This window comes from Amycolatopsis sulphurea (assembly GCF_002564045.1).
Lineage (GTDB): Bacteria > Actinomycetota > Actinomycetes > Mycobacteriales > Pseudonocardiaceae > Amycolatopsis > Amycolatopsis sulphurea.
In genome coordinates, this window is the sequence record NZ_PDJK01000001.1 from 136,619 (window position 1) to 147,886 (window position 11,268).

11 protein-coding genes are annotated in these 11,268 nt (G+C 71.6%); 9 read left to right on the top strand and 2 right to left on the bottom strand.

Features of this window, described 5'->3' with window-relative positions; translation table 11 throughout:
- The first annotated feature begins 231 nt into the window (after positions 1-231).
- The 6 genes from aroC (at position 232) to ATK36_RS00710 (ending at position 6,940) form a co-directional block, all read left to right on the top strand.
- Positions 232-1,419, top strand: coding sequence for a chorismate synthase (aroC, locus tag ATK36_RS00685; protein ID WP_098509363.1), 1,188 nt, complete (start codon positions 232-234; stop codon positions 1,417-1,419).
- On the top strand, positions 1,416-1,940 hold the full coding sequence (locus tag ATK36_RS00690; RefSeq protein WP_170069529.1) for a shikimate kinase: 525 nt from the start codon (positions 1,416-1,418) through the stop codon (positions 1,938-1,940). Before aroC ends, ATK36_RS00690 begins: the two co-directional genes overlap by 4 nt.
- A gap of 746 nt (positions 1,941-2,686) precedes the next feature.
- Positions 2,687-3,799 (top strand): 3-dehydroquinate synthase, encoded by a 1,113-nt coding sequence (gene aroB / locus ATK36_RS00695; RefSeq protein ID WP_098509365.1) that lies wholly within the window; start codon positions 2,687-2,689, stop codon positions 3,797-3,799.
- A 234-nt stretch (positions 3,800-4,033) separates the two neighbouring features.
- Positions 4,034-4,465 (top strand): type II 3-dehydroquinate dehydratase, encoded by a 432-nt coding sequence (gene aroQ, locus ATK36_RS00700; protein ID WP_098509366.1) that lies wholly within the window; start codon positions 4,034-4,036, stop codon positions 4,463-4,465.
- Positions 4,462-5,361, top strand: a complete 900-nt coding sequence (locus ATK36_RS00705; protein ID WP_098509367.1) for a GNAT family N-acetyltransferase — start codon at positions 4,462-4,464, stop codon at positions 5,359-5,361. Before aroQ ends, ATK36_RS00705 begins: the two co-directional genes overlap by 4 nt.
- A gap of 58 nt (positions 5,362-5,419) precedes the next feature.
- The gene (locus ATK36_RS00710) at positions 5,420-6,940 is read left to right on the top strand and encodes a glycoside hydrolase family protein (RefSeq protein WP_170069615.1); all 1,521 of its coding nucleotides are present in this window, start codon (positions 5,420-5,422) and stop codon (positions 6,938-6,940) included.
- On the opposite strand, the gene ATK36_RS00715 is transcribed toward ATK36_RS00710, so the two are convergent.
- Positions 6,864-7,445: a B-4DMT family transporter gene (locus ATK36_RS00715; RefSeq protein ID WP_098509368.1), complete on the bottom strand. Its 582-nt coding sequence runs from the start codon at positions 7,443-7,445 to the stop codon at positions 6,864-6,866. The two genes, ATK36_RS00710 and ATK36_RS00715, sit on opposite strands and share 77 nt — an antisense overlap.
- Before the next feature lie 95 nt (positions 7,446-7,540).
- Here ATK36_RS00715 and ATK36_RS00720 point away from each other — a divergent pair, with 95 nt between their 5' ends.
- The 3 genes from ATK36_RS00720 to nusB are packed head-to-tail and all read left to right on the top strand — an operon-like array spanning position 7,541 to position 9,710.
- Entirely contained in the window at positions 7,541-8,638 is a 1,098-nt protein-coding gene (locus ATK36_RS00720; RefSeq protein WP_098509369.1) for a M24 family metallopeptidase, read from the top strand.
- A 47-nt stretch (positions 8,639-8,685) separates the two neighbouring features.
- Entirely contained in the window at positions 8,686-9,249 is a 564-nt protein-coding gene (efp, locus tag ATK36_RS00725) for an elongation factor P (RefSeq protein WP_098509370.1), read from the top strand.
- Entirely contained in the window at positions 9,249-9,710 is a 462-nt protein-coding gene (gene nusB, locus ATK36_RS00730) for a transcription antitermination factor NusB (protein WP_098509371.1), read from the top strand. The genes efp and nusB overlap by 1 nt, the downstream gene beginning before the upstream one ends.
- Positions 9,711-10,546: 836 nt before the next feature.
- Here the strand turns inward: nusB and bldD are convergent.
- The gene (bldD, locus tag ATK36_RS00735; RefSeq protein ID WP_003096372.1) at positions 10,547-11,035 is read right to left on the bottom strand and encodes a transcriptional regulator BldD; all 489 of its coding nucleotides are present in this window, start codon (positions 11,033-11,035) and stop codon (positions 10,547-10,549) included.
- Positions 11,036-11,268: the final 233 nt, after the last annotated feature.

Consider the following 11,268-nt stretch of genomic DNA (forward strand, 5'->3'; position numbering starts at 1 on the left):
CACCTGTCCCTCCAACCTTCCCGCCCCCACTCACCCCGTCCGCCGCACTCACCCACCGCCGCCTGCACCGACCCCAGCCCCGAGACGGCCCGCCGCGCCTGCTCGTCCCGCACGGGCCCGGCTTGATGCTGGCCACCTGGCTCTGCGCGGTGTTCCCGCTCCCTGGATCGGGGGTCGCCTGAGGCCAGGGCCTCTGCCGGGGCCGCGGGTGGGCCGTGACAGGATTAGCCGGTGTTGCGCTGGATCACCGCAGGAGAATCGCACGGACCCGCTCTCGCCGCTGTGCTCGAGGGCATGCCCGCCGGGGTGGAGGTGACCACCTCCGACCTCACCGCGCAGCTCGCGCGGCGGCGGCTCGGGTTCGGCCGGAGCCCGCGGATGGGCTTCGAGACCGACCACGTGCAGTTCCTCGGCGGCGTCCGCCACGGCCGTACCCAGGGTGGCCCGATCGCCGTGCAGATCGAGAACGCCGAGTGGCCCAAGTGGGAAAAGGTGATGGCGGCCGATCCGGTCGACGAGGCCGAGCTGGCCGGCCTGGCCCGCAACGAGCCGCTCACCCGGCCCCGGCCGGGGCACGCGGACCTGCCCGGCATGCAGAAGTACGGCTTCGCCGAGGCCCGGCCGGTACTGGAGCGAGCCAGTGCCCGTGAGACCGCCTCGCGGACCGCGCTCGGCACGGTGGCGCGCAACTTCCTCCGCCAGCTGCTGGGCGCCGAGGTGCTCAGTCACGTCGTCTCCATCGGCGGCGCGGACGTGCCCGCGGGGCCGTTGCCGCAGCCGGGTGACCTCGACGCGATCGACGAGAGCCCGGTGCGCGCCTTCTCCGCCGAGGGCACCGAGGCGATGGTGGCCGAGGTCGACGCGGTGCGGAAGGCGGGGGACACGGTCGGCGGCGTGATCGAGGTGCTCGTCTACGGCCTGCCGCCGGGGCTCGGCTCGCACGTGCACTGGGACCGGCGGCTCGACGCGCGGCTCGCGGGCGCGCTGATGGGCGTGCAGGCGATGAAAGGCGTCGAGGTCGGCGACGGTTTCACCACCGCCCGCCGGTGGGGGAGCCAGGCGCACGACGAGATCGACCGCGGCACCGGTCCGGTCGGCGTCACCCGGCGGTCGAACCGCGCGGGCGGGCTGGAGGGCGGCATCACCAATGGCGAGCCGCTGCGCGTGCGGGTCGCCATGAAGCCGATCTCCACCGTCCCCAAAGCACTGTCTACTGTGGACGTCACGACCGGTGAGCCGGCGGTGGCCATCCACCAGCGTTCCGACGTGTGCGCGGTGCCGCGGGCCGGGGTCGTGCTGGAATCCGTGGTCGCGCTGGTCGTCGCGGACGCCGCGGTGGAGAAGTTCGGCGGTGACTCGCTGGCCGAGACCCGGCGCAATGCGCAGGCGTACCTGACCGCGCTCGAGGAGCGCTGGTGAGCCCGCGCGCGGTGGTGGTCGGGCCGCCGGGATCGGGTAAGAGCACGGTCGGCCCGATGCTGGCCGCCGCGCTGGACGTGCCCTTCCGCGACAGTGACGACGACATCGTCGCCCGCACGGGCCGCCCGATCGCGGACATCTTCGCCGAGGACGGCGAACCGGCCTTCCGCGCGCTGGAAGAGGAAGTCGTCGCCACCGGGCTCGAGGAGCACGACGGCGTGCTCTCCCTCGGCGGCGGCGCCCCGCTCGCTCCCGGCACCCGCGCCCGCCTCGCGCAGCACACGGTGGTGTTCCTGAACGTCGGCCTCGCCGCCGGGGTGCAGCGGACCGGTCTCTCGACCGCGCGCCCGCTGCTGGCCGGAGTGAACCCGCGCGCCACGTTCAAGACACTGCTGGACGCTCGCCTGCCGGTGTACCGCGAAGTGGCGACTGTCGAGATCGAGACCGACCACCGTTCCCCGGACGAGGTCGTGGCCGCCGTACTTGCCGCGCTCAAGCCCGGCCAGGTCCGGCAGCAGTAGTCCGATCCGGGCCACCGCGGGTGTTGTCGTCGCCACGCGACCAGGACATCCGACCGGGCGACGGCCGCCCGGCACGTGGCCCGCCTCAACCATAATCGACTGACGGACAAGATCGACCGAACGACCAGCGCCGGTGACGGGGGATGCGACGTCCGCACCGGACATGCCGCCCACCTGGCAAGCGAGCCCACTCACCCGCATCGAGCACCACGCCGCCGACCGACCACCAGCCCTGAACCCCGCTCCTGACTTAGCAGCAACTGCCCGACACCAACCCGTACCTGCGACATCGACCTGCAGCCCGCCGCCCACCCACACTCCGAAGCCCAGCTGTCGAGACACAGCCGCCCGGTCAGCCATCTGACACCACCCGTACCTGCCGACAACCGACCTATAGTCCACTGTCTGCCCGAAATCCGATGGCCAGCCGCCGGACACGCAGCTGGACCGCCCGATCAGCGTCATCGGACTCCACCCGGTACCTGCCACCACCGATCTGCAGCCCACCTCCACCCGCACCCGAAGCTCCGCCGTCGAGGCACAGCCCGTACCCACCCGAATCAGCAGCCGCCCGGCAACGACGCCTCCGAGCAGCCACCCGGCGCCCGAAGCCCAGCCGCCCGATCAGCAGCCACTCGGCTGCGCCACGTCGGCGCAGCCACCCGGCACCCGGGCCGCCCACGCCCACCCGCCCGATTCCCCGTCGACTCGCCGAACAGCGAGTCCGAGCAGCAGTGAGGAGTACCGTGCCCGAGACGCAGCCGGTCCGGATCCGGGTCGCCACCGCGCAGCCCTACGACGTGGTGGTGGGGCGGGGGCTGCTCGGCGAGCTCACCGAGCACCTCGCCGACGCCTCCAAGATCGCCCTCATCCACCCGCCCACCCTGGCCGCGACCGCGGAGGCCGTGCGGGACGAACTCGCCGCCGCCGGGCTCGACGCGCACCGGGTGGAGATCCCGGACGCCGAGGACGGCAAGGCCTTCTCCGTGGCGAGCTTCTGCTGGGAGGTGCTCGGCCGGATCGGGCTCGACCGGCGCGGTGTGGTCGTCGGGCTGGGCGGCGGGGCGGTCACCGATCTCGCCGGGTTCGTCGCGGGCACCTGGATGCGCGGGGTGCGGCTGGTGAACGTACCGACGACACTGCTGGGCATGGTCGACGCCGCGGTCGGCGGGAAGACCGGCATCAACACCGACGCCGGCAAGAACCTGGTCGGCGTCTTTCACGAGCCGGGTACGGTGCTGGTCGACCTCGCGACGCTGGAGACGCTCCCGCGCAACGAGCTGGTCGCCGGAATGGCGGAGGTCGTCAAGACCGGATTCATCGCCGACCCGCGGATCCTCGAACTCATCGAGGCGGATCCGGCCGCGGCCGTCGACCCGGCCGGCGAGGTGCTGGCCGAACTGGTCCGCCGCTCGATCCAGGTGAAGGCCGACGTGGTCGCCTCGGACCTGCGTGAGTCCGATCTCCGCGAGATCCTCAACTACGGCCACACCCTCGGACACGCCATCGAACGCCGGGAGCGCTACCGCTGGCGTCACGGCGCGGCGGTCAGCGTCGGCCTGGTGTTCGCCGCCGAGCTGGCCCGCCTCGCCGGCCGTCTCGACGACGCCACCGCGGCCCGGCACACCTCGGTGCTGAACCTGCTCCGCCTGCCCACCACCTACGAGCCTGGCGCCCTGCCGCAGCTCGTGGAGACCATGATGACCGACAAGAAGACCCGCTCCGGGGTCCTGCGCTTCGTCGTCCTGGACGGTCTCGCCAAACCCGGCCGCCTCGAAGGCCCCGACCCCGCCCTGCTGGCCGCCGCCTACTCGGTACTCGAAGCCGACAACGCCGGCAGCGGAAGCGTTCTGCTGTGACCGTCTCGCCGGGCTCCACGCGCGGCCGGCGGCGGTGCCCACGGGCTCGGCGGCATGGAGCCGTGCCCAACGATTCGCAGGGTGCGCGTACGGCCGAGGTTCGCGACGTGAGTGCGTCGCTGTGGAGGCAGCCGTGTCCGAGCGAAGCGAACGTGCGGTGGCAGACGCAGCAGCAGAGAAGGTTCCGAGGATGTACCCGACGGCAGCGGTCGCGGGCAAGGGGAGCGTGATGTCGTGAAGGTCTTCGTGTTCAACGGGCCCAATCTCGGGCGGCTCGGCAGCCGCGAGCCGGGTGTCTACGGTTCGGGCAGCCACGCTGATCTCGTGCGGCTGTGCGAGACCACCGCCGCCGAGCTGGGGATCGAGGTCGAGGTCCGGCAGACCGACCACGAGGGGGAGCTGGTCGGCTGGCTGCACGAAGCGGCCGACGCGGGCTCGCCCGTGGTGCTGAACGCGGCGGCCTGGACGCATTACTCGATCGCCGTGCGTGATGCGGCTGCGCAGCTGAGCGCTCCGTTCATCGAGCTGCACATCAGCAATGTGCACCGGCGGGAGGAATTCCGGCACCACAGCGTGCTTTCGGACCTCGCCACCGGGGTCATCGCGGGGCTCGGCACGGACGGGTACGCGCTCGCGCTCCGCTGGCTCGCGGCACACGGGTCGTGACTTCGGCACCGGAGCTGGCGACCGGCCGGCTCCGGCTGCGCCCCCTCGCCGCGGCCGATGGTGACGCGGTGGTCGCGCTGTTCGCCGATCCCGCGATGAGCCGGTACTTCGCCGCCGACTTCTCCGATCCGAGCCAGGCACGCGCGCTCGTGACCGACCGCGTGGCCGCCGCTCTCCCGCCCGGGTACGGGCATTGGGCGGTCGAGCACGCCGGTGCGCTGATCGGCGTGGCGAGCCTGCGCCGGTCGAGCACGCTGCCCGGTCACGTCGCCGAGATCGGCTATTCCGTCGCAATGAAGCACGCGGGCCACGGATTCGCCACCGAAGCGGTCACCGCGATACTCGATCACGCGTACGGTGTTCTCGGGTTGCCCGCCGTGTTCGCGCTCGTGCACGAGGACAACGCGGCCAGTCTCGCGGTCGTGGCGCACACCGGGTTCCTCGACGTCGGCGTCCGGGAGGCCTTCGGCGCGACGCACCGGGTGCTGGTCGCGCTGCCGTCCCGGCGCGGGCGGCTGCATCACGTCGAGCTGTGGGTACCGGAGCTGTCGCGCGCCGAGCGGAGCTGGGGCTGGCTGCTCGGCGGGCTCGGCTGGCGGGAGTTCCAGCGCTGGTCCGCAGGAGTCAGCTGGCGGCTCGGTGACACCTACCTGGTGGTCGAACAGTCCCCGGCGGCCACCGGACCGGATCACGAACGCACCCGGCCGGGGCTGAACCATCTCGCCCTGCACACGGGCTGCCGCGCGGACGTGGACCGGCTCGCGCGCGGCGGGTCCGGCTGGCGGCCGTTGTTCGCCGACCGCTACCCGCGGGCCGGCGGGCCGGAGCACTACGCGGCCTACCTGGAGAACGAGGACGGGTTCGAGGTCGAACTGGTCGCGACAGACACCTCATGACCAGGTTGATGTCACCCGAGTGGTGGGTCGCTCGCTACACTCTGCGATCGTGCACCTGATGCGTCGTGGGGGCCGGCGACCCGTGCGTCTTCTCTCTGCGCTGCTACTGGCCGGGGCGGTGGTCGTGGGCTGCAGCCAGAGTGCTGCGGAGCTGCAGGCCGACGGTACCGCACACGGCAATATCGCCGGTGACGGAACGAATACCCCGGCCGAGCAACGCACCGCGAACGTCCCCCTCGCGACGGCTTCGCCCCGGCAGAGCGGCGGAGTGGTGGCCGCCGGCGCGGCCGACGCGGTGTACAACTACGGCCCCACGGTGATGACCGAAAACGGCCGGACGCGGATCTGGTGGTGTAGCCAGTACGGAAGCGCCCCGCCACCCGGCGACGACATCCTCTACGGCGAGGCCTCCTCCGCCAACGGCCCGTTCACCGGTCCTGGCGGCGGCGCACCGCCCGCGGTCCTGTCCGGTTCGCCCGGCCACTTCGACGGGGTGCACACCTGCGACCCGTCCGTCCTGCGTGTCGGCGGCACCTACTTCATGTACTACACCGGAGCCGCCGGCGATCACGCGCTCGGCAACGCGGTCGGCATGGCCACCAGTACCGACGGGGTGCACTGGACCCGGGCGAACGGCGGCCAGCCGATCCTCGGCCCGTCCCACGACGTGCACCGCGCCAACGTCTACGGCGCGGGCCAGCCCGCCGCGGTGTTCCTCGACGGCTGGTACTACCTGATGTTCACCGACACGACCGGCCGCGCCGCGGGCTGGAACGGTGCGGGCCAGTTCGTCCTGCGGGCGCACGACGCGGCCTTCCGCAGCGGGGTGGAAGCCTTGGGGGTCAAGGGATTCGCCTCCGTCTCGGGCACCGCCGCACCGCGCGAGCGGTCGGTGGTGGACGCGTTCAGCGCCGATCTGGCCTGGGTCGGCGCGCTGGACGCGTTCGCCGTCGCGCACGAGACCGCCGAGGGCACCACGATCACCTTCTGGGACCGCGATTTCACCGTGCAGCCCTACGCCCCAGTGGTGCTGCCGGGCGCCTGGCAGGAGGGACCGGGCCTGATCCGCCGTCCGGACGGGCACGCGCCCACCTCGCCCGCCGACCCGTGTGGCACGGTACCGCTGGACGTCGTGCGGGCCACCCGGATCGGCGACGCGGGCGCCCCGACCGGGTTGATGCACTTCGGTCTCGACGTGCGCGGCGCCGGTGGCTGCTCGTCGCCGTCCCGACTGACCACGACCTTCGACGGCGTGGCGATGCCCTCCCCGGACCGCATGATCGACCTGTTCCGGCGGGGCGAGCGGATCCGGGTCGACCGGCGCTCCGTGGCCGGGGTGCTTGCCGGGGAACTCCTCGACCGGCCGGTGCCACAGCTCGCGAAGCTGCCGGTGAAGACGCGGCTGCACTCCGGGGCCACAGTGGTGCACGCGTACGGGCGCGGCTACGGGATCGTGCTCGACGGCGTGCTCTATGGCCTGCCGGACACTTCCATCGTGCCGCTCAACGGTTCCGGGGTGCTGGAGACCGACCCGCGACAGTGGGACGCCTCCGCCCGCGGGCTGCCGCTGGGCGGCTGACCGGGGACGGACGCGGGCGCCGCTGCTCGTCCGTTGCGGCGCGCGGCGGCAGTTCGCCACCGGTCTCCTCGTCTGCGGGCACCCGCGCCCTGTCCTCGTCCGCGGTTCGATCAGGGCGGCGAATCCTGCTGCCCACGAACAAACCCACCCCGGCCGGGAGCAGCACCAGCAGTGCGGTGAACGCGGCCCCGCCGGTCAGCGCGGACTTGAGTTCGGACACGCCGGTCTCGTCGACGAAGACCGCGCGCCCGACGACGTACAGAATTCCCGAGACCACGCCTGCGACCAGGCCCGCGATGAACCACGCCCGGCCACGGTCCGGCTTGCCGAGCCAGCCGTCGACCGCGCTCCGCAACGCCGCGACGCCGACCAGCACAGCCAGCGTCAGGGAAGTGGGCACGGTCTGGTCGGTCGGGTGGAACACGGACCACTTGGCGAGCAGCGTCATCGCGACGGCGTGCACCACGGCCATCACCAGCCCGCGCGTCAACCAGGCACCCAGCATGGACGGAGTCTAGGCGGCGCCGGGTGAGCACGGCGTGGCCTCCTTCCGCGTGGCACCGGCCGGGCTGTGGGGAACCCGCTGGTTAAGCTGGCCGGGTGCCGGAAATTCACGCTCACCGCCGCGGCGCGCTGCGTACCCTGCTCGACGACAATGGGGTCGACGCGCTGCTCATCACCGACCTGCTCAACATCCGCTATCTGACCGGGTTCACCGGGTCGAACGCCGCCTTGCTGCTGCACGCCGGAGGCGAAGCGAAGACGGTGTTCTGCACCGACGGGCGCTACATCACGCAGTCCGACGCGGAAGTGCCCGACCTTGTGCGCGTACTCGACCGTGCCAGCGCTCGCGCGCTCGCTTCGTACGCCGCGGGTGAACGCGCGACGTACAGCCGTACAGGGTTCGAGAGCCAGCACGTCAGCGTCGAAGAGCACGAAGCGCTCGCCGTGCGTTTCGCGGACGTACAGCTGATCCGTACGCCGGGTCTTGTCGAGCAGCTGCGCTTGGTCAAGGACGAAGCCGAGATCGAGGCCCTGCGCGCGGCGTGCGCCGTGGCCGACCGCGCGCTGGCGGACCTGCTGGCCGCCGGGGGAGTGCGGGCCGGGCGCACCGAGCTGGAGGTGACCCGCGACCTGGAGAACCGGATGCTGGAGCACGGTTCGAGCGGTCCTTCGTTCGGCACCATCGTGGCGGCCGGGCCGAACTCGGCCATCCCGCACCACCAGCCGACCGGCGCGCGGCTGCGGGCAGGGGACTTCGTGAAGATCGACTTCGGCGCGACCGTGGACGGGTACCACTCGGACATGACCCGCACCGTCGTGCTCGGCGAACCCGCCGGCTGGCAGCGCGAGCTGTACGACCTCGTGCACCGCGCACAGGCGGCGGGCACCGCGGCGGTCATGCCCGGCGTCGTGGTGTCCGAAGTGGACGCCGCGGCCCGTTCGGTGATCGCCGAAGCGGGCCACGGGGAGCGCTTCCTGCACGGCCTCGGGCATGGCGTCGGACTCGAGGTGCACGAGGCGCCCAGCCTCGCTGCCACGGGCGTCGGTACACTGTCCGCCGGTATGGCGGTCACCGTCGAGCCCGGCGTCTACCTCGCGGGGCGCGGTGGCGTGCGCATCGAGGACACGCTCGTCGTGCGGGCCCGGAGGCCCGAACTCCTTACCCTGAGCACCAAGGACCTCGTGGCCGTCTGAGACGGGCCGCGGACGAAGAGACCGACACAGCAGGAGACCGAAAGCTCGTGGCCACCACCAACGACCTGAAGAACGGGCTCGTCCTCAACCTGGACGGCCAGCTCTGGACCGTCACCGCGTTCCAGCACGTCAAGCCGGGTAAGGGCGGTGCGTTCGTGCGCACCACGCTCAAGCACGTGCTGACCGGGAAGGTCGTCGACAAGACCTTCAACGCCGGCACGAAGGTCGACACGGCCACCGTGGACCGCCGGAACATGACGTTCCTGTACAAGGACGGCGCGGACTTCGTGTTCATGGACGGCGACACCTACGACCAGATCACGGTGAACGCCGAGGTCGTCGGCGACAACGCGAACTACATGCTGGAGAACACCGAGGTCCAGGTCGCGGTGCACGAGAACGAGCCGCTCTACGTGGAGCTGCCGACCTCGGTCGAGATCCTCATCCAGCACACCGACCCCGGCCTGCAGGGCGACCGCTCCACCGGCGGCACCAAGCCGGCCACTCTGGAGACCGGCGCGGAGATCCAGGTGCCGCTGTTCCTCTCGACCGGCGAGAAGATCAAGGTCGACACGCGCGACGGCCGGTATCTCGGCCGCGTCTCGGCCTGATGGCCGAGGGGAAGCTCCCGCCGCACCCGAACCGGGGCGGCCCGATCAGCCGCCGCCAGGCCCGCCGGCGCGCGGTCGAGATGCTGTACGAGGCCGCCCAGCGCGACACCGACGCGGTCACGCTGCTGGCCGACCGCGTCGGCGCGGTGGAGGCGGACCCGGTCGCGGACTACACGATCACGGTCGTCGAGGGCGTGACCACCCACCGCGAGCGCATCGACGAGCTGCTCGCGCAACACTCCCAGGGCTGGACCCTGGAGCGGATGCCCCCGGTCGACCTGGCGGTGCTGCGGGCCGGAGTGTACGAGATGCTCTGGTCCGCCGACGTCCCGGACCCGGTCGCCATCGACGAGGCCGTCGGCCTGGCGAAGGAACTCTCCACGGACGACTCACCCCGGTTCGTCAACGGCGTGCTGGGCCGGATCGGCACCATCGCCGACCGGCTGCGGGCGGTGCTGTAGCGCCTCGGCGCCGGGTGGCGTGTCCGGGTGCTGGTGTTGAGGACCGGGCTGCTGGTGAGATGCGACGGTGTGAGGAGAACCCTCCGCTGGCGCGCCGAGCGGAGCTGATGGACGGTTCGCGCGAGGTGCTGAGTCGCGGCACGGTCCTGCCTTGCGCGCTGCGGTGATTGTGCCCGCCGGGTACGACACAGTGCGGCGCTGTGAAGGGGCCCTTCACAGACTCTGAGTCCGTGAAGGGCCCCTTCACAGCCTTCCGGTGATGATCGTTCGTTCTCCTGGCCGCTGAGGGCGAGTTCGGGAGCGCCCCGCGCGTACCCGCTCGCCTGCCGACCGGTTCGGAAGGCCGCGTTCTCCTGGTTTCCGGGGACGCGGCCTTCGCCGCGTCCGGGGGGTGCCGTCGTACCCGGCGGTGAGCAAAATCGCCCGACCCTCACCTGATCGGGTGAAAATCGATTCCGAACGCTGATGATCATGGTGGAGCGCCTGGTGGGCGAGTTGATCACCGTGTGCAGTGGTAACCCGGCAAAAGGGACGTTCATCGGGTGTTGATCACGGTGTGGAGCCGGATGACCGGCACCTTTCACCCGTCTCGACGGGCCTCGCGAGCGTGCGAGCGGATCCGTTCGCACGGGTGGGCGGGACGAGCCCCCATGTGGCTTGGCTGCGGTGCGCGAGCAGGCCCGGTGAACAGCCGGGCTACCACCCCGTGCGTTGCCGACAGGGTCGCCGTGCCCCGCTGGGCACTGATCCCGAGGCGGTCCGGCGCGTGGTGGGCGTTCCCGGCTTCCCCCTGCCGGGGACGCCCACCACGTCGCGCGCGATCCGCCTGCGGCGGATCAGTCCTCTTTGGACGGCCGGGCCTCCGGCGGCAGGACGCCCCAGTCGATGAGCTGCTCGGTGAGCTCGCCCGGGGTCATGTCGTAGATGATCGCCAGGGAGCGCAGGTCCTCGGTGCGGATGGAGAGCACCTTGCCGTTGTAGTCCCCGCGCTGGCTCTGGATGGTGGCCGCGTACCGGGCGAGCGGGCCGACCTTCTCCGCGGGCAGCTGTTGCAGCCGTTCGAGGTTGATCACGATCTTCGTGGCGGGTTCGGCACCCGAGGGCACCCGGCCCTCCGGCAGCAGTTCGACCACCGGGACCCCGTAGAAGTCGGCCAGTTCGGCCAGCTTCTGCACGGTGACGGCGCGATCCCCGCGCTCGTACGAGCCGACGACGACGGCCTTCCAGCGGCCGCCGGACTTCTGCTCGACCCCGTGCAGGGACAGTCCCTGCTGCTGGCGGATCCCGCGGAGCTTGGCCCCGAGCGCCTTGGCGTAATCGCCCATCTGGTGGTTCTCCGTTTCCTCACCCCACACCGGCCGGAACGACCGGGACGGGGACTCCTCGAGTCGAATACTCAGAGTAATGGTTACGCATAGTTGTCACCAGGTCAAGCGGAACGTCCGTCCGCGCAGGTGACGGGCCTGTTCGGACCACTCGGAAGGATGATTGACCGGCCCTGCTACTGTCGGTGCGGTTTCCGGCGCCGGCCGGAAGCCGACGTCCTTTAAGGACCCGT